The following is a 16,689-nucleotide window of genomic DNA, read 5'->3' on the forward strand; positions in this document are numbered from 1 at the left end:
CAGAGGAATATATAAGTACAGTAAGTGATTCATGACAGTTAAATAAAGTATTCAACCATCCAGGTGAATATTCGGTTTGCATCAACCTGAGCGAAATCTATCTCGATAAACTCATTGGCCGGATCTTTCTCGATCCAGGCAAGCTGATACCGAATTTGCTGAGGATAGTGATCATGAAGAATAATGATGATCCGTTTTCCGCTAACGGCATGGTCAATCATCATGACGTCCGCGGGTATCCCCTGTTTACGCATATGCTGACTAACACCAATGATCGGGTCCATTTTCGCATGCTCTGCCTGCAGTTTCTCATGCGCTTGTCGGGCTTCGTCCCACAGTTTTTCTAATTGTTCGCTGATCATTTCAAATTTATCGATTTGTTCTTAATCAATAAATCATACTTCCAGACTGGCGATAACGCACGAACTGTCTCAATATTAACCACATGGAACTGTCTATTTTCTCTTTAGAAATCAACCTATTCTGGTCACTTCTTATTGCACTGGCTTTAGGTTTAATTATTGGTATAGAACGGGGCTGGTCACAAAGGCACAGTTCTGAAGGTAGCCGTGTCGCGGGGATAAGAACGTTTGCCCTGACTGGATTGTATGGCGGCCTTTGTGCAGCCCTGGCAATGGAGTTTTCCAGTTGGTTGCTCGGTTTTGGGTTAATCCCCCTTATCGTTATTTTGGCTGTTGCCTTCTATATCAGCTATCAGAAAAGTAATGTGGTGAGCATAACCGGTATTGTCGGCTTATTAATCACCTATGCACTGGGCGCGCTGGCTGTTTCAGGTGAACCGGTTATTGCTGCATCAGCAGCCGTTATCACAGCATTGATTCTTGATGGCAAACCGGAGATGCATTCGGCACTAAAAAAACTCGAAGAGTACGAACTGGATGCTGGGTTAAGGCTGCTGCTGATCTCCATTGTCATGCTGCCGATCCTTCCGGATAAAGGCTATGGGCCATGGGATGCAATTAACCCGTATGAGATTTGGTGGATGGTAGTCCTGATCGCAAGTATCTCTTTTCTGGGGTACTTTGCGATACGCATTGGCGGCGCAAGGCGCGGTATTATGTTTACGTCTGTGTTTGCAGGCTTAAGTTCTTCAACCGCATTAACCATTCAGTTCTCAAGCCTTTCCCGGTCACAACCTGCTTTAAGTCCTCTGCTGGCCAGTGGCATTCTGTTTAGCTGCGGCACCATGTTTCCACGAATACTGATGGTCCTTCTGGTTATTAATGCACCGCTGACCTATCAGCTTTGGCCCTCTATGCTGGCCATGATGGCTGGTTTCTATCTACCTGGTTTATGGATCTGGTTAAAACACAGTGACGGAGAAACCAAGCAAGTCGAAACAAAGCGTAACCCTTTGGCGCTCAGTTCAGCCGTCATGTTTGGTTTTATTCTGATGTTGATAATGGTGCTTTCTAAAGCGCTAACCGAATGGTTTGGCGATACCGGCACATTGCTGCTCTCAGCCATTGCTGGGCTTACTGATGTAGATCCCATTACCCTTGCCCTAGGGCGTCAGGCACCTGAATCTATTGAGATGGCTATCGCACTAGCAGGAATCTTTATCACTGCAACCGTCAACAGCCTGGTTAAGATGATGATCGTAATCATGGCCGGTGACAGATCACTGTCGATACGTGTGGCACCCGCCATGTTTTGTTCTGTGCTGATAGGTGCATTAATTATCTATTTAATGCACCTGGCATAGGCTTAGAGTGATACTCAATTAGAATCTACACACTTAAAGGTTAAGTAACCTCACCCGCTAATTTTCTTAGATAATCAGATCAGTTATTTGCCAGCATATGCTTTGCAGCAATGTACTCCACAAATCCATATATTTTTTTATCTACCACTTCTTGTAAGTGTTTTTGGTTGAGGACATCATTCCCATTCAGCCATGCATCTAATGCCGCTGCGTAATTCGCTTCAGTTAATTCGCAAGCATTACTGGCCTCGAGAAATAACTCAGGTTTAGTGATCTCTCCAAGACGGTAATCACGAAGATGCTTCTGCCATTTACCTCGGTACCTATTTGACTGTGGCTCGAATGCTGCCATAGCTATATCGTGACCATTTAGTTTTTCATTAATATAGCTATATGCAAGCACATCATAGAACCCAAAACGGTCTGTAGACTCGAACATCTTATTCCACATTTCAGAGGCATGTTCGATCTCACCTTCCATAAAGTAGAACCGTGCACTATGTTCGTAGAAATAAGGTGAAACATCATTCTTCGCAATCTGCTTCTCAATTAAAACACGTGCACTATCCGGCTTACCTGCCTCTACATATGCAGAAACAAGATCAGCCTTACTATCCGCATCATTTTTTAACTTGTCATACTTTTTGTACGCATTAAGTGACAGATTAGTACGTCCGATATTGGAGTAAATTCTTGCAATTTCAGCATGAACTTTAGGATCTTCAGGATTAGCCTTCAGGGACTTACGCAATTGCACTAAGGCTTCTTTATATGGTGCCTGCTCACGATAGAGACAATCTTTCTCGACTGAATCTACCAGCATATCTGCATACAATTTGGCAAGTTTTCCATTCTCTGGCTGCATCTCGGTGACTTTAGCCATTAATGGTACCGCCAGATTATATCTTTCATCGTAAGCATAGAGCTTAGCTAACATAATATGGGCAGTGACTGAATGTGGCTGTTCCTTAATACTCTTTTTAAGTAATCTGCGGAGGCCGTAAGCATCACTAAAACCTTCAGTTCGGACTTTATAGACCGCTTTAGCAAGCGTTGGTGGGTTAACATTTTTAATCACTTCATCTGGTAATTTATCAAACAGCATTCGTAATTTATTTGCCATTATCACATCGCCACGACCAGCTAAATCATAGTAAAGCTGATAACGAGCAATAAGCCCTTCCAGATGCTGTGGCTCTTTAGTTGAGAAAATCTCCATCTCTTCAACTGCCATATAGACATACTGTATATCATCAGTTTTCTCGGCAGTTTTAAGATACTCTCTTGCTAAATCAAAGTGCAGGCTCGAATCAGTAGTGCTAGCTTGCTGCTCCTTGATCTGCTCAATAGCTTTACGTTGTTCCTCGGGTACAGTCTGACAACCCACCATACCTAAGATTGCAGCGGCTAATAGTGTTTTTTTCAATGATGTTTTCATCAGATTTTATATCCTAGTGACTTAGCTTTAGCGAAAGAACGATCAGATGCAGAGAATTTATCTAAATACCCTTGCGCCAATCCTAGTAAATAAAAGCCTTTACCTGATTTTGGATTTGCTTTGACGTAATCCTGTGCCTTCAAAAGAGCGGATTCGTATTCCCCTTCATCCAACTCATTCTGTATCTGGTTTAGTACATCACCTGCATTAATTGTTTTGGCTTTAGGCTTATTCGCCTTTGTAATACCAGCCTCTACTTCACCATGATCTATATCTACTTGGTAAAGCACTAGCCATGGGCGATCTTTTTTAAGGCGTTCAACATAATTACTGAATTCCTTGAACTCCTGATTGCTCAATTGATCGGCGGGAAGCTTGAAGGCCATATTGATATGGTACCTGCCATTTTTTTCATGGCCTGTCTGGCTCAATTCAAACCAATCATTTCTCTTGTCCAGGCCAGTATTAAGTAAAACTGGCTTAGCCCCATTAACAGGCGCATCGATAACAACATTAAGCTTAAGGCTTAACCCTTTAGGCAAGACGAAATCATGAATTCGATCTTTTGCATCTGGTAATTCCATCAACCCTGTAAACAATTTCACTAGTTGAAGGGGTGTAGTCAGATAGCTGATTTTTCCATCTTCAACTACATCATTACTACTAATAAAACGAGCATTCAACTCAAAAGGCACCGTTAAATCCAGGGGCGAAGTAACGTTAAAATCAACCAATTCTATTTCGGGATAGAGATCTTTTAGCAAGCCGACAGCCAATGATTTTTTATCGTCGGTGTTAATCCACAAAGAACGAAAGTAATCTTCATAAAGCCCACTGAATGTAAAATTGATCGCGCCATTAGCTTTCTGCTTATCCAGTTTCGAAAAATGGATATCAATTATGGCCTCATTCTCTTCGGCGCTAAGCATGGGAGTGCCCTTAATGAATCCCCCCTGCCCATTCACGATTAAAGCCTTACGCCCTTCGATCATTCTACTGAACCCAGGAAAAAGAGATTGCTCTCCAGTAGTATCGACCCAGATCGCCGGGCTATCAGTGGTTTCAGGGAGATAGGTAATCATATGATCAAAAGGCAGATTAGGAATCAGCGGGTTCGTTCTGACAGAGCCTTCAGTTGATATAAGTGCAGGATGTGCATCGATACCCAGTTCACGCAGCAAACTGACCATGAGTACCGTTTGATCTTTACAATCACCATATTGACTTGTCAGCACCTTTGCAGCCGAGTGCGGTTCAAAACCTCCCCGATCTACATGGGCAAACACATAACGAATATTCTTTTGAACAAAGTCATAAACGGCCTTAATCTTTTCTTCTCGGCTTGAACTGTTAGCCGCAATATTGTTCGCAATTTTGCGAATCTGATCATTAGCGATCATCTTGTCATCGAAAAGTTCCGACGCCCAGCTATCAATCACTGACCAATCTTCAGCAGTCGAATATTCAAGATAGGGCACTAAATCCACAAGAGCTGGCATGCCATGCTCAATGGTCACGGAAGGTAAGCGACGATATCGCCATTGGTGCTCAGTAAAACCGTCACGACGTGAATTAGAATAGGCCGCCCCCTGCCCCAATTGGGTAAATTTAAGCTTCTTTTTTGAAGGCACTTGCACCGAAAACAGTGACTCTAAAACGGGATCAACCCGGTATCCTTTTTCACTCTGGGAATCGGTCGGGGCATGGAACAAATGCCCACCACTGGTAACACCAGCAATACGTGCTTTCAGTGGTGTAAAATCTATTTGATATTCTATTACCGAATTCTCAGTTACTGCTGGGAGGGAAAATACGAGATCACGTCCATCCTGATAGAAGTCAGAACGGGCATTGTTTTGTATCTGAACAGCATCTTTATCCAGCTCCAACACTTTTCCTTCAGCAGTCAGGACTCTGGCAAAATCTAGTTTAGCGTCAGTGAAGTAGCTATTAAAGCCAATAGAGATCTGACTAAAATCACGGGCAGCCTCTCGGCTATTAAGTTTGATTGCCCGATAAAGAACTTTGTGGGTTTGCCCCTCTAGATCAAGCTTGACCTGTCGGTTCTGCAACAAAACCACCGCCCCCGCCTGATTATGTCCAGAGCGATTGGCAAGTTCTGTAAGTGGCGGAGCTATTCTTTCAGCTGCATATAAATTAACTGGCAACTGCAATAGTAGAGAAACAACAACTGAGAATTTTGGATTCAATAACTTCATTCTATCCCCTAGAGCGACACAGTAGGGGAAGAAGACAGAACGGAGAGCTCTTAACTGCAGACAAGTAAACTACAGAATCCATTCAAATTTTCATCCCCATCCAAAGAGAAGTAAGCCTACTTTACCTGATTTACAGAGAATATCAGTACCATATACAATTTTTATTTTATTTAAATAAACGTCATAAAATCAAAAGATAAAACTGATTTAAAAGAGAGTGTGAGGCGTCAATTCCAGCTACAAATAGAGTTAAACGCTTATCGCGTTTCGGCTGAAATTCAGTGAGAGTGTAATTGTAATCATGGTCGGTGACAGATCACTGTCGATACGTGTGGCACCCGCCATGTTTTGTTCTGTGCTGATAGGTGCATTAATTATCTATTTAATGCACCTGGCATAACCTGAACTACATACCGCCCGCACGAATCGTGTATTCCTGGTATGCAGGCAAAATGATCGCAGCAAGAATACCCAGAATGGCAGGGATAAGCAGTAATGCCACACCCCAGATCGCCCATTTACGTTGTACGCGATTAAATTGCTCTACACTCTCCCACTGTTTGTTTTTCCAGGCCCACTGGCGTCCTTTAAAGCCCAAAACAAACATCATGATAAAGCCGACATAAGGCACCAGCACCAATAGACCAATCCAGGTCTTGTTAAAGATCGCCCAAATCCAGTTAAGGAGAAAAGCACCCCAGCTCCAGCCCTTTACCCCTTCAGGGTAAACGTCCTCACCCATGCCCGAATTGTTCTGCAGTTTATCCGCCTCAAGTGCTAATTCAGATTCTGGCGCTTTATATAGATTTTCCATTTCTACGTTTCCTTGTGTAGTACTACAAACTTAATTTATTCCTAAAAGCTCATATAGGGAGAATTAGCCTATTGTATGGTTTGCTGTATATGAGAGTAACTAAATGTCAGCGCTTGCCCATACCTGATGCTCTCATAGGATAGAGCACAAACATTAGCGATCTCAGTAACTCTCCCAATTAAATAGGGCTCAGTGAGTCTAAGTTCATTCAGATAGACCTCCCTACCCTTATAATGGAGCACCACCTGTTTAGCGACTGCAATGATCTTCTCGTGCTGCGCCTGATAATCACCTGATGAATTAACAGCACTAGGAATCTTATCAAACCCGAGCCTTTCTGCATCACTCAGCATCATCTTCCTCTGGCAATTGAATACTTTGGCTGGGAAAGGATACCTCTAGCACTAGGCACTCCTCTTCACAGATAAAGGGGCCATGCTTCTCACCCGGCGGACGGCTGGCAAAATGGCCGGCTTCTAGCCACATATCAAAGGCAGCATCATACAAACGACCAGAGATTATATAGATCTCTTCCGGGTAATCATGAGCATTAACGCCGAACTCTGCCGTATTAGCCCCTGCTTTGAATCGGGTAAGACGAGTATAGTCACCGGTCACACTGTCTTGAGCCAGCGTCAGTTGCTCAAGTTGCCCTTGTGTACCCTCTATAGATTCCCACTTATCAGAATGGTCCCCTGCCAACACATTCCAATAGGTTGCTGTTGTTTTAGGCATTTATGTAATATTCCTTTAGAAGATAGAACCAACAAGGCTTTCTAATAGCTTAATTTCCTTCATCCGCATCATTCGTAAAGCGATAACGATAAACGGGTGATTTATAGAAGTCATTAATCTGTACCGATCTATCGATTGGGTAACCAGGCAGCGCGAAGGTACTGCTGATAAGAAAACGATGACCCTGTTCTTCATCTTTGAGTTTATCGGCTATCTGCTGCATCCCTTCCGTATGTAAATAACACACTAAAACCTCAGCTTCTGAGAGGTCTGCCCTTAAGAAATCCTTTCGGTATATTTTAAGATTATCTATGCGCAATAGCTTCTGTATAACAACTGATAATAACCAAGGAATGTACGAAGCTTCATAGCTTATGATTGAACGTTGGGGAAAACGTTTGGCTAGCACCAACGCAAGCCCACCCCAACCACTACCAAGTTCATAAACAGGCCCATTGCCAGTATCTTTCATTAACTTGATTATCGCGTTGCGGGCTTTTCTCGAGCTTGGCATCGGTGATATGCCAACTTTAAGCGTACTCCAAACGATGGACACACTTATAAGCATTAAGCCAGCTATCACAAATAGTTCTATTACAGGCAAACGATAAGCTCTCTATAAATGAAATGACTAAGGGATAGATCATTCATTCCAGATTTCTACTTTGAATGGCTAAGCAAAAGTTAATGAGCTAGTCGTCAGCTCGATATCTGGTAAATTATCAGCAACGTCTTGATAAGTCTGACTAGCAATTAGAACTTCGGTTACAACAGGTAAAGGTTCTGCCCAAATTTCAGGTAAATCCGCTTCACCTGTTGTCACTATCGGAAAAGCCAATTTCTCAACTGGCGGGCAGAACTCAGCCGAAACACCTTGCTTGTTGCCCCTCGCATCAATGCGGTACCAGCCATACCCCGTTAGGAATACAGCGTTAAGGCCATGAAGGCAGAATGGAGGAACGTCTGTAATGGTCAGCCGTTGATAGCATAAACCAGCAGGAATCTTGTTTGCGCGTAACAGTGCTGCTAACAGATGGCTTTTAGCATAACAATACCCGGTGCCATGCTTGAGCACATCTGACGCCTTACAGGTAACCGGGTTTTGTTGGTAATCCCAGCTATGATGAATCTCGTCACGAACAAATTCAAAACATCGCTTCACAATCTGCTCCGGGCCTTCAGAACCCTCAGCAAGGGCTTTGGCCTGAGCTAATACACTCGGGTTTTCCCAATCGATGTATTCTGATGAAGCTAAGTATTTGTTCATATTCTTTAACTCGAATTAACACGACCACAATTTAGGTTAAAGCACATCTTGCCATTATTTTGGCGAAGCCCGCCCCTTTAAATTTGAAGTGCTTAATTAGCACTTTTAAGCTGAGTAAGGCTAACCCCCATACCGACGAACAAACTACCACTGATACGATGAAACCATTTTGCATAGTCAGGGTTATTGAGAAAGCCTTTGGCCTTATGTGCCAGGAATCCATAGCAAGTCAGTGATACAAACGAAAATAACATAAAGATCGCAGTCATCACGGTAAATTGCGGCATGATGGCCAAATCAGTACTCAAAAATTGTGGGAACAATGCGGCAAAGAAAATGATCGGCTTAGGATTCGTTGCAGCAACAAACAGCCCCTGCTTAAAATACGAACCCAGCGGTTTTGAATCTGACCCAATACCTGCATTCTGGTTACTAGGAATTCGGCCCGTTGATCGGATCTGCTTAATACCTAAATACACTAGATAGATAGCACCGATTATTTTTATCAACATAAACAACGTACTTGATGTTAGAAGTATCGCACTCAGACCACTAATTGACAGTATTGATAAAAACAACAAACCAATAATGTTTCCCAAAGCGGATGCAGCCACACACTTCAAACCATTTGTAGCGCCATTATAAATAGCTAAAAAAATCGCTGGACCTGGGCTGATAATGTAAAAAAACGAAACCAGGCTATAGAGAATTAAAGTGTCGTAATTCATAAGGTCCTCATCATTAACTATCGCTGCCAATAGGTATAAGTGAACGACAAAGTGTATTTAACCTTTCCAGCATCACCTTCAACTGAATAGGAAAAACCACAAAATCTTTCAAGCTTTGTATGTGATACTCAAAATCGAATTTTCCTAAATTCATCTGTTCGAAAATTGAGACCTATAACGCTTTTGTAATGGGTCGCATTGCTGCGAAGCAGCGCAGTTTGCGGTCCAGCCCGAAGGGCGATTATTAACAAACTTGTTATAGTTCATTATTCAGTGCAAATCGTATGAAATGGAAGGCCATCTTTATACGCATAGTATTCCACGCATTCCCTTCCGTTCGAGGTGACGATTCGCTTTCCTGAATCTAGGAACTCATAGGCCTCACCATAGGATACAAACCCATTTTGGTTTATATCCATTTCACTCCAAGAGTATCTATCATCGCTGATTAATACTAAATATGGCGCAACACCTATGATGAGTAACAGAGCCAATATTGAGATTATCGGTTTGATATTCATCTCACTACTTATGAGCTATAACGCCCAACACAGCTGGAGCCGCGCAGCGGCGATCGGCTGCTGTTACTTGTTATGTTTCTTTTACGCAAATACCTAAGTATTCAGCTAAATAAAACCCGCCAACACAATACAAAAGTGAACAGAGAAATACTGGCCTCCACATCTTTGATTCTTCACTGAGGTGCTTACCTGTAAAGATTAATAGCACTGGCCAGTACCAATCCCATAATAGGCTTTTGCTCTTATTATTTTGGTTGCTTTCATCAGAAAAAATGATCATTACACTTGAAATGAAAGCAATAAAAGCGATTAAGAAACTCCACATCACAGCTTCTTCTATTGAATTCTTGCAAGCTGAGGAAGATAACCCTGTACTCATTACTCAGTTCCTTGAGACATAACGCCCAACATAAAGGGCCGCAGCGCAGCTGCGGTCCAAGCCCGAAGGGCGGCTTTTGATGTTTTTGTTATGTGTTTTTATACTTGCGAGCACAATACAGCTCCCAGACTTTATAAATTAGATATGCCCCTAACAAACCTACCTCTGTAGATGCTTTAAAGCCGTCTTCAGGATTTGAACTTATCAACCGGCTACCTGAGATTTCTAGATATAGAGAAACTGATACTGTTGCAGCAACTCCCAACCAAAACCCAAATGAATTGCCTCTAGCCATATAGAAAAGAAATGGGAACAAGAAACCAAAATAGAGCATTAATTCGGATATATAAGCTGTTTCAACTAGACCTACAGTGAAAAGCTTAATTACAACTACAGAAAACCCACAGACAAAGAGTTGCAAGCTCCTTCTTCGGGTATCAAGTTCCTTTTGGTTAATATCACTCAAATCGCAATCCCTAATTCTTCAGACACATAACGCCGCAAGCAAAGGCGCGCGTTAACGCGTCCAGCCCGCAGGGCGATTTTGCCTTGCCTTGTTAAATGCTTACGCACGAGTGCCACCTGAATAGAGATGGTTAACACAGTAAGCACTGCCTTTTACTTGTTTGATGTCACAGCCTGACCACATGCATGATTCGTTGGTAAGACCACCGCGATTTTGAACCATTTGCTCTTTTATGAGTGACTCACTATCAAATGCTTCCCAGTTTTCGCATGAAGGAATTTTTACTGCATAGCAGGTTTGATATTTATCCCATTCATCGACTTTGTAGAGCTGCTTGCAATTGGGACATTGCATTAACAAAACCCAATTGCCAACATCCAGTTGGTTTAGCTTTGATTTGAAATCAGAGTGATTGTTGCTGATATCAATTAAAGCGGGTTGTTCATTGCAATTGCACATAGCTTCTCTTGGCATTTAACACCTCAATAACCGGCAGCCAGTGGCGAAGCCACGCTATTGACTGTCCGGCGCCGTAGGCGCGTAGTTAATTGACTTGTTATGCATTAGTCTATATCCGAAACCCAAAGCATGGAATCTAGCTGCTTACCAACTTTCACTATCAAGCCCGTATCAATCGTTGCCTCCGTGATAGGTGTGAAAGACCATGCGCTCTCGCCACTACGATAAGGAACATTACTATTAGTGAAAAACCGAGCCTGTTTATCTTGAAGCGTCATAAATTCTTTTGCCAACTCTCTGGCACTATACTTACTCATGACTTCCCTTTTGTAACAAAGGTCAGTCGATAGTACATCTATAAGTAATTTTTCTGCAGCTTCAACTTTCACTTCTGAAAGTGTAAGAATATCGGAATTGATAAAGCCAGCCTCTCTTAGCCCTTCATATCTAGTGGCCCAAGCTACATCTTGAAAAGAATAGAAGAATGCTCTTCCACCAGTCTTTTTCTTAAGCTTTTCTTCAAAGTTCATAATCTCGACTTCTTGGATCCATAACGCTCAAAGCAGCCGCGCAGTATGCGTCGGATGCATTTGTTTGTTATGAGTGAAGACGCTGAGGAATGTATTCATTAGCTTCCTTGCACCATGGAATATAGATTTTTTGGGAGGTTTCTAACCCCTTCACAACCACTTCCAGTACAGGCTTACCCATAAAATTAATGTTTCGAATTTCTGAAATTGCTTCCCAGCCAATAAAACGATTTGTTCCTAAACGACTAACCAAAATTCCGTTGACTGTTGGAGCTGTGCTCAATGCGACAGCTTTGCTTGAAAAAGGTACAGCACCAAATATGTTCAAGTTAGTTTTATGTTCTGATGGCGTAGTTTCTTCTCCGAGCCCCTTTAGAAATTTACGAAACGAAATTAAGCGAATAAAAACACGTATAAAAATCAAACCAAACGCAGACAACAACCCCATAACGAACGCTATTAATGCCCCTGCACCAGTCGTATAAACAATGAATCCTATAGCTAAAGCAGTTGACGGATACGCCAGCAACTTTAACGATACGGGAATTTTTGGAGTATTATCGATCTCTCTATCGCTCATAAATTACTCATAACGCCCAAAGCAGCGGCGTGCGTTAGCGCGTCCAGCCACGTTGTGGCGATGCTGCCTTTGCTTGTTATACGCTCTACTCATGACTCACCTCTATATAGTTTGAGGTCAGCAAATTCGTAGATGTTTTTGACATACTCTTTGCCATTGAGGTCACGCGCATATGCCTGAACTTCTAGCTGCTTATTTGGCGCAAGGTATATGTCGGTTCTTAGCTCTGCAATTACCGAAGCATCTAACTCATGCTGAGTGAGAAGCCGCGGAAGCCACTCTTTGTAATATTCGATACTTTTGGTGATTCGTTCGCTGAACAAAGGAACCACTTTATTTTCTGGATATAGCCAATGTATAGATACCCTTTCACCGTTAGCTTTAACTGCTAACTCTTTCAGCTCTTTGAATACAAATTCACCATCAACATAGTTTTCGAAGCTCACATATGAATGACTTAAATTATGTGACAGTGACTTTATGCTCTTCAATTTCATGATTGCGTATAACGCCTAAAGCAGCGGTTCATCCGCTGCCTTTGCTTGTTAGTTGTATTTTAGCCAGCTCAACTTCTAGCTCCTTCATATGCGATGCACGTGCTAAACCTTCGCCGCCGGAAGTGGCGCAAGTAGCACACCACTGAGCACGTCTTATTGCTTGTGAAAGCATATACTTTGCAACCTCATTTAAAGCACCAACAGCTTGCTTTTGTAACACAAGAGCGCCGAAATCGTGATCCCAAGGCCAAGGTAATTTTTCAGCTTCTGTTTCGAAGGCAAAATAATTATTCTCCGCCTGCGCAATAGTTTTAGAGCCTGCAATATCGGAAGCTAGTTGCTCAATAATCTCAGGGTTAAACCCAGCTTGCTCGATTCCATTTCTTGTGTGTTCGTATGTGCTCATGATGACAACTAACGCCGCCAGCAGCGGCCGAGTGAAACGAGGTCCAGCGACCGCAGGGAGCGATGCTGGCTGGCCTTGTTAGCACTGATTTTTAGTAGATAGTTTCTATTCATTTTCGAACTCGATGCCCTCACCAGAGGGGCTATTTTGACGCATTATTACTTTGCGATCTGGGAACTCTTTTAAATAATCAGAAAGGCATTGAACAAAGCCATCATGGAGTTCGGGAAGAAAACTATTTAGAGCTGCTAAACCTTCAACGATTAGTACCCGGGGCATTGAAGATTGATCTTCATCTGTTATGCAGTCCCACAGGGCATTGAGGTTAAAACCATAGTATCCGGGAAAACCTAGTTTCTTTGATATGTATTCATGGAAGGTTTCTTCATCCATGATCCCTGATACGTCAATAAGTAGTTGTTCTTCCATAATCTTTGAGTGCTAACGCCTAGCTTAGTGGGGAGGAGCGCAGCGACGATCCGCTACAGCTTCTTGTTAAGTGCTTCACTTCCCCGCCACCCCAACACTGTATTTTTTATAGAAACGATATTCGGTTTTGCCTGTAAGTTTGGATTTATAAACAGCGATATTTACGTTTTCTCCTGTGCTTAATCCTTGAGCTGTTATGGAGATCTCTGAACCATCAGATTGATTAATAGTTACGTTATCACCATTTACAGAAATAACCTTTCCAATGATTTGGCCTACAGGTTTAGGCTTTGTAAGGATTTTAAATCCCCACCATCCCAGGAACACCAAGATTAGAACTGCTACCGTAATTGTTATTGTCTTCATAGCAAGTGACACTTAACGCCTAACACAGCTGGAGGCGCGCAGCGACGATCGGCTGCTGTTACTTGTTAGCATTTTTATTACGAACCCATTCAACAAAAGGCACATCTACTTTTTCAAGAACAAAAGGAATAGACCCCTTGTGCTCCATATTCTCTGGCCTACTTATTAGTAGAGCATTCCAATGAGCGCCCACACTAGCTTTTGACAGCAATAGTGCCCATTTAACAGGGTGATACTCATAATCTTTTCTTGGAATTAGCTCTATAAGGATATGTGTTTGAGCGAATGTAATATTCTCTTTATTAAAAGTGAAACTCTCATTGAACATATCCTGTTTCCAAGTAAATGCTCCAATATAGTCTGATGAAACTTTTAGTGAAGAATAAGTTCGGCCAATTCCTGAATTATAATATTCCCAGTCCCCCACTAACTCATCAGCTATCGAAGCGGATGTGATATTAGAAAGAGCACACAGTAGAAGTAATATAAGTGTTTTATTCATAATGCTAACAGCTAAATATACGACAAGCGTTTTGTAGAAATGCGACACCTTGTCGTATACCCCCTGCTTAATTGTTTTTTATAAGACAAAGATAACCTACTGAAATAAATGCAATTAATCGAGCCTTATCAAAAATATTGCTTTGCAGAAATACGACAAAGCGTCGTGTTTCCACATCAAAATCCGAAAATGACAATTAATAGGAATCGTTAACATTAATCCGTTAAGGCAGGCTACCTTATCTCCTTGGTTTTGTTATAGTTGCATAAAAACAACACATAGAAAACACTGGCTATAACCACAGTACAAGGACGTACAATGGCTTCGCAATTCATACAATCTCTGCGTGAGCATATCCGCGCAAGAAACTACAGCAAAAGAACGGAAAAGACTTACGTTCATTGGGTTTTAGATTTCATACGATTCCATAATAGAATCCATCCCCAGAAACTAGGCGTACCTGAGATCGTTCGATACTTAGAATATCTTGCGGTAAAACGCCAAGTTTCGCCTTCTACCCAGCGGACGGCTCTAAATGCACTTGTTTATCTTTATAAACATTATTTTGGTAGAGATGAATCACTGTTACAGCTAGGTTCTTTTAAGCGAGCAACCAAGCCTAAAAAGATTCCGACCGTATTAACACAACACGAGATACGTTTAATTTTTCAGCACCTGCAGGGGGACTATCTCCTGTGTGCAAAGCTTATGTACGGATCGGGTCTTCGATTGATGGAAGCTTGTCGGCTTCGTATTAAGGATATTGATTTAGATCGGCTATCAATACATATTTTTGAGGGGAAAGGTAAGAAACAAAGGATTACGACCTTATCTGAGTTCTGTGTGTCAGAGCTCAAAAATCAGATTGCGCATGCTCGTCTTTGCTGGCAAGAGGATAAACTTTGTCATGATTGGGGCGGGTGTTACCTCCCTCCTGCACTTTCAAGAAAATACCCCAACGCTCCTTTTGAGTTTTCCTGGCAATACTTGCTGCCTACCAAGAAGCGCTTAGTTGATGAACGAAATGACAATGCCATCAGACGTCACCACCTCCATGAGCGATCAATGCAAAGAGAGTTTAAACGAGCGGTTTTAAAGAGTGGTATTGCAAAGCAGGCAACCTGTCACAGCCTCCGCCATAGTTTTGCTACGCACCTTTTAGAACGCGGCGCTGATATCAGGACGGTTCAGGAGCAATTAGGTCATAGTGATGTCCGTACCACAGAGATCTATACCCATGTATTAAATCGCGGAGGTAGAGCCGTAATTAGCCCTCTATCCGACATTTAGACACAAAAAAACACGCCCTAGAGCGTGTTTTTTATTTAGATCGTTAAGATCAGATCTCAGTCTTGCCACCCATGTAGGATTGCAGGGCTTCAGGGATCTGAATCTTACCCTCTGCGGTCTGGTAGTTTTCCATCACAGCCAGTAGCGTACGACCTACGGCAAGGCCAGAGCCGTTCAGGGTGTGAACCAGTTCAGGTTTACCGGTCTCTGGGTTTCTCCAGCGTGCTTTCAGGCGGCGCGCCTGGAAGTCTGTCATGTTAGAGATAGAGGAGATCTCACGGAATTTATCCTGACCTGGCAACCATACTTCGATGTCATAAGTTTTCGCGGAGCTAAAGCCCAGATCACCACCACACAAGGTAACAACGCGGTATGGCAGGTTCAGCTTCTGCAGGATAACCTCAGCGTTGTTAGTCATCTCTTCCAGTGCTTCCCAGGATTTAGACGGCTCTACGATCTGTACCATCTCAACCTTTTCGAACTGGTGCTGGCGGATCATACCGCGAGTATCGCGACCGGAAGAGCCCGCTTCAGAACGGAAACATGGCGTGTGCGCAGTAAATTTAATTGGCAGCTGATCACCTTCAACAATTTCATCACGCACAACGTTAGTGACTGGTACTTCAGCGGTTGGGATCAGGTAGTACTGACGATCGCCAAATGGAACCTTGAACAAATCTTCGCCAAACTTCGGTAGCTGACCTGTACCACGCAGGCTGTCTTCATTAACCATGTACGGAACGTAAGCTTCCGTGTAACCGTGCTCTTCGGTCTGAACATGCAGCATAAATTGGATCAGGGCACGGTGCAGACGCGCCAGTTTGCCTGTCATTACAGAGAAGCGTGCACCGGTCAGTTTCGCAGCAGTTTCAAAATCCAGCTCACCGCTCTTTTCACCAAGCGCTACGTGATCCTGAGGTTCAAAGTCAAATTCACGTGGCGTACCCCAGCGACGGACTTCTATGTTGTCTTCTTCGTCTGCGCCTTCAGGCACTTCGTCAGAAGGAATGTTAGGCACTCCAGATAACAGATCTTCCAGTTTTTCCTGTACAGCATTCAGATCTGCTTTAGCCGCGTCTAGCTTACTACCCAGATCAGCGACTTCCGCCAACAATGGCTGGATATCTTCACCGGCAGCTTTGGCTTTACCGATGCCTTTCGATCGTGTGTTTCGCTCGTTCTGCAGGTTTTCAGTATCAACCTGTAGTTGCTTACGCTGGTTCTCCAGTTCTTCGAACTGAGCAACCGGGAATTCAAAACCTTTTTTCTTCAGTAGCTGTGCAACGTCTTGTGGATTTGCACGGACAAATTTAGCGTCAAGCATGAGCTTCTAAAAC

The 16,689-nt window shown here is 42.9% G+C and carries 22 protein-coding genes; 2 read left to right on the plus strand and 20 right to left on the minus strand.

Annotated features, from left to right (window positions below):
* Positions 1 to 38: 38 nt before the first annotated feature.
* Positions 39 to 362 carry a hypothetical protein gene (locus MED92_RS01975; protein ID WP_007019790.1) on the minus strand — a complete coding sequence of 108 codons (324 nt, stop codon included), beginning with the start codon at positions 360 to 362 and terminating at the stop codon, positions 39 to 41.
* 83 nt (positions 363 to 445) lie between these two features.
* Here MED92_RS01975 and MED92_RS01980 point away from each other — a divergent pair, with 83 nt between their 5' ends.
* Positions 446 to 1,726: an MgtC/SapB family protein gene (locus MED92_RS01980; RefSeq protein ID WP_007019791.1), complete on the plus strand. Its 1,281-nt coding sequence runs from the start codon at positions 446 to 448 to the stop codon at positions 1,724 to 1,726.
* A 79-nt stretch (positions 1,727 to 1,805) separates the two neighbouring features.
* Here the strand turns inward: MED92_RS01980 and MED92_RS01985 are convergent, their stop codons facing one another.
* From MED92_RS01985 to MED92_RS02065, 18 genes are all read right to left on the minus strand, one after another.
* Positions 1,806 to 3,164, minus strand: a complete 1,359-nt coding sequence (locus MED92_RS01985; RefSeq protein ID WP_007019792.1) for a tetratricopeptide repeat protein — start codon at positions 3,162 to 3,164, stop codon at positions 1,806 to 1,808.
* Positions 3,164 to 5,383 (minus strand): DUF3857 domain-containing transglutaminase family protein, encoded by a 2,220-nt coding sequence (locus tag MED92_RS01990; RefSeq protein ID WP_007019793.1) that lies wholly within the window; start codon positions 5,381 to 5,383, stop codon positions 3,164 to 3,166. Before MED92_RS01990 ends, MED92_RS01985 begins: the two co-directional genes overlap by 1 nt.
* A gap of 406 nt (positions 5,384 to 5,789) precedes the next feature.
* Entirely contained in the window at positions 5,790 to 6,197 is a 408-nt protein-coding gene (locus tag MED92_RS01995) for a hypothetical protein (protein ID WP_007019794.1), read from the minus strand.
* Positions 6,198 to 6,265: 68 nt separating this feature from the next.
* Positions 6,266 to 6,553, minus strand: a complete 288-nt coding sequence (locus MED92_RS02000; protein WP_154715124.1) for a hypothetical protein — start codon at positions 6,551 to 6,553, stop codon at positions 6,266 to 6,268.
* Complete coding sequence (locus MED92_RS02005; protein ID WP_007019796.1) at positions 6,540 to 6,932, minus strand: cupin domain-containing protein; 393 nt, start codon at positions 6,930 to 6,932, stop codon at positions 6,540 to 6,542. Before MED92_RS02005 ends, MED92_RS02000 begins: the two co-directional genes overlap by 14 nt.
* Positions 6,933 to 6,981: 49 nt before the next feature.
* A complete protein-coding gene (locus MED92_RS02010; protein WP_238321481.1) occupies positions 6,982 to 7,446 on the minus strand; it encodes a class I SAM-dependent methyltransferase in 465 nt (154 codons plus the stop codon).
* Between the two features lie 159 nt (positions 7,447 to 7,605).
* The gene (locus MED92_RS02015) at positions 7,606 to 8,199 is read right to left on the minus strand and encodes a transglutaminase-like domain-containing protein (protein ID WP_007019798.1); all 594 of its coding nucleotides are present in this window, start codon (positions 8,197 to 8,199) and stop codon (positions 7,606 to 7,608) included.
* A 92-nt stretch (positions 8,200 to 8,291) separates the two neighbouring features.
* Positions 8,292 to 8,927: a LysE family translocator gene (locus MED92_RS02020; protein WP_007019799.1), complete on the minus strand. Its 636-nt coding sequence runs from the start codon at positions 8,925 to 8,927 to the stop codon at positions 8,292 to 8,294.
* 591 nt (positions 8,928 to 9,518) lie between these two features.
* Positions 9,519 to 9,827 (minus strand): hypothetical protein, encoded by a 309-nt coding sequence (locus MED92_RS18930; RefSeq protein WP_007019801.1) that lies wholly within the window; start codon positions 9,825 to 9,827, stop codon positions 9,519 to 9,521.
* Between the two features lie 88 nt (positions 9,828 to 9,915).
* The gene (locus tag MED92_RS02025) at positions 9,916 to 10,293 is read right to left on the minus strand and encodes a hypothetical protein (protein ID WP_007019802.1); all 378 of its coding nucleotides are present in this window, start codon (positions 10,291 to 10,293) and stop codon (positions 9,916 to 9,918) included.
* Positions 10,294 to 10,392: 99 nt separating this feature from the next.
* Complete coding sequence (locus MED92_RS02030; RefSeq protein ID WP_040661443.1) at positions 10,393 to 10,767, minus strand: hypothetical protein; 375 nt, start codon at positions 10,765 to 10,767, stop codon at positions 10,393 to 10,395.
* 89 nt (positions 10,768 to 10,856) lie between these two features.
* Entirely contained in the window at positions 10,857 to 11,282 is a 426-nt protein-coding gene (locus tag MED92_RS02035) for a hypothetical protein (protein WP_007019804.1), read from the minus strand.
* Positions 11,283 to 11,349: 67 nt separating this feature from the next.
* Entirely contained in the window at positions 11,350 to 11,862 is a 513-nt protein-coding gene (locus MED92_RS02040) for a hypothetical protein (protein WP_007019805.1), read from the minus strand.
* Between the two features lie 89 nt (positions 11,863 to 11,951).
* Entirely contained in the window at positions 11,952 to 12,308 is a 357-nt protein-coding gene (locus tag MED92_RS02045; protein WP_007019806.1) for a hypothetical protein, read from the minus strand.
* Between the two features lie 79 nt (positions 12,309 to 12,387).
* Positions 12,388 to 12,765: a hypothetical protein gene (locus MED92_RS02050; protein WP_007019807.1), complete on the minus strand. Its 378-nt coding sequence runs from the start codon at positions 12,763 to 12,765 to the stop codon at positions 12,388 to 12,390.
* Positions 12,766 to 12,870: 105 nt separating this feature from the next.
* On the minus strand, positions 12,871 to 13,194 hold the full coding sequence (locus MED92_RS02055; RefSeq protein WP_007019808.1) for a barstar family protein: 324 nt from the start codon (positions 13,192 to 13,194) through the stop codon (positions 12,871 to 12,873).
* Positions 13,195 to 13,269: 75 nt separating this feature from the next.
* Positions 13,270 to 13,560 (minus strand): hypothetical protein, encoded by a 291-nt coding sequence (locus tag MED92_RS02060; RefSeq protein ID WP_007019809.1) that lies wholly within the window; start codon positions 13,558 to 13,560, stop codon positions 13,270 to 13,272.
* Positions 13,561 to 13,618: 58 nt separating this feature from the next.
* Positions 13,619 to 14,062 (minus strand): hypothetical protein, encoded by a 444-nt coding sequence (locus MED92_RS02065; RefSeq protein ID WP_007019810.1) that lies wholly within the window; start codon positions 14,060 to 14,062, stop codon positions 13,619 to 13,621.
* Between the two features lie 318 nt (positions 14,063 to 14,380).
* Here MED92_RS02065 and MED92_RS02070 point away from each other — a divergent pair, with 318 nt between their 5' ends.
* Positions 14,381 to 15,352 carry an integron integrase gene (locus MED92_RS02070; protein ID WP_007019811.1) on the plus strand — a complete coding sequence of 324 codons (972 nt, stop codon included), beginning with the start codon at positions 14,381 to 14,383 and terminating at the stop codon, positions 15,350 to 15,352.
* Between the two features lie 49 nt (positions 15,353 to 15,401).
* On the opposite strand, the gene serS is transcribed toward MED92_RS02070, so the two are convergent.
* Positions 15,402 to 16,676, minus strand: a complete 1,275-nt coding sequence (gene serS, locus MED92_RS02075) for a serine--tRNA ligase (RefSeq protein ID WP_007019812.1) — start codon at positions 16,674 to 16,676, stop codon at positions 15,402 to 15,404.
* Positions 16,677 to 16,689 lie beyond the last annotated feature (13 nt).

It is taken from the genome of Neptuniibacter caesariensis, assembly GCF_000153345.1.
Taxonomy (GTDB): domain Bacteria; phylum Pseudomonadota; class Gammaproteobacteria; order Pseudomonadales; family Balneatricaceae; genus Neptuniibacter; species Neptuniibacter caesariensis.

What these genes read in the sequence shown, in the direction of transcription:
- MED92_RS02050 (WP_007019807.1), bottom strand. Translation starts at nt 12,765, where the DNA reads ATGAGCACATACGAACACACAAGAAATGGAATCGAGCAAGCTGGGTTT.
- MED92_RS01990 (WP_007019793.1), bottom strand. Translation starts at nt 5,383, where the DNA reads ATGAAGTTATTGAATCCAAAATTCTCAGTTGTTGTTTCTCTACTATTG.
- MED92_RS18930 (WP_007019801.1), bottom strand. Translation starts at nt 9,827, where the DNA reads ATGAGTACAGGGTTATCTTCCTCAGCTTGCAAGAATTCAATAGAAGAA.
- MED92_RS02065 (WP_007019810.1), bottom strand. Translation starts at nt 14,062, where the DNA reads ATGAATAAAACACTTATATTACTTCTACTGTGTGCTCTTTCTAATATC.
- MED92_RS01975 (WP_007019790.1), bottom strand. Translation starts at nt 362, where the DNA reads ATGATCAGCGAACAATTAGAAAAACTGTGGGACGAAGCCCGACAAGCG.
- MED92_RS02030 (WP_040661443.1), bottom strand. Translation starts at nt 10,767, where the DNA reads ATGCCAAGAGAAGCTATGTGCAATTGCAATGAACAACCCGCTTTAATT.
- MED92_RS02055 (WP_007019808.1), bottom strand. Translation starts at nt 13,194, where the DNA reads ATGGAAGAACAACTACTTATTGACGTATCAGGGATCATGGATGAAGAA.
- MED92_RS02035 (WP_007019804.1), bottom strand. Translation starts at nt 11,282, where the DNA reads ATGAACTTTGAAGAAAAGCTTAAGAAAAAGACTGGTGGAAGAGCATTC.
- MED92_RS01980 (WP_007019791.1), top strand. Translation starts at nt 446, where the DNA reads ATGGAACTGTCTATTTTCTCTTTAGAAATCAACCTATTCTGGTCACTT.
- MED92_RS02020 (WP_007019799.1), bottom strand. Translation starts at nt 8,927, where the DNA reads ATGAATTACGACACTTTAATTCTCTATAGCCTGGTTTCGTTTTTTTAC.
- MED92_RS01995 (WP_007019794.1), bottom strand. Translation starts at nt 6,197, where the DNA reads ATGGAAAATCTATATAAAGCGCCAGAATCTGAATTAGCACTTGAGGCG.
- MED92_RS02070 (WP_007019811.1), top strand. Translation starts at nt 14,381, where the DNA reads ATGGCTTCGCAATTCATACAATCTCTGCGTGAGCATATCCGCGCAAGA.
- MED92_RS01985 (WP_007019792.1), bottom strand. Translation starts at nt 3,164, where the DNA reads ATGAAAACATCATTGAAAAAAACACTATTAGCCGCTGCAATCTTAGGT.
- MED92_RS02015 (WP_007019798.1), bottom strand. Translation starts at nt 8,199, where the DNA reads ATGAACAAATACTTAGCTTCATCAGAATACATCGATTGGGAAAACCCG.
- serS (WP_007019812.1), bottom strand. Translation starts at nt 16,676, where the DNA reads ATGCTTGACGCTAAATTTGTCCGTGCAAATCCACAAGACGTTGCACAG.
- MED92_RS02010 (WP_238321481.1), bottom strand. Translation starts at nt 7,446, where the DNA reads ATGCCAAGCTCGAGAAAAGCCCGCAACGCGATAATCAAGTTAATGAAA.
- MED92_RS02005 (WP_007019796.1), bottom strand. Translation starts at nt 6,932, where the DNA reads ATGCCTAAAACAACAGCAACCTATTGGAATGTGTTGGCAGGGGACCAT.
- MED92_RS02000 (WP_154715124.1), bottom strand. Translation starts at nt 6,553, where the DNA reads ATGATGCTGAGTGATGCAGAAAGGCTCGGGTTTGATAAGATTCCTAGT.
- MED92_RS02040 (WP_007019805.1), bottom strand. Translation starts at nt 11,862, where the DNA reads ATGAGCGATAGAGAGATCGATAATACTCCAAAAATTCCCGTATCGTTA.
- MED92_RS02060 (WP_007019809.1), bottom strand. Translation starts at nt 13,560, where the DNA reads ATGAAGACAATAACAATTACGGTAGCAGTTCTAATCTTGGTGTTCCTG.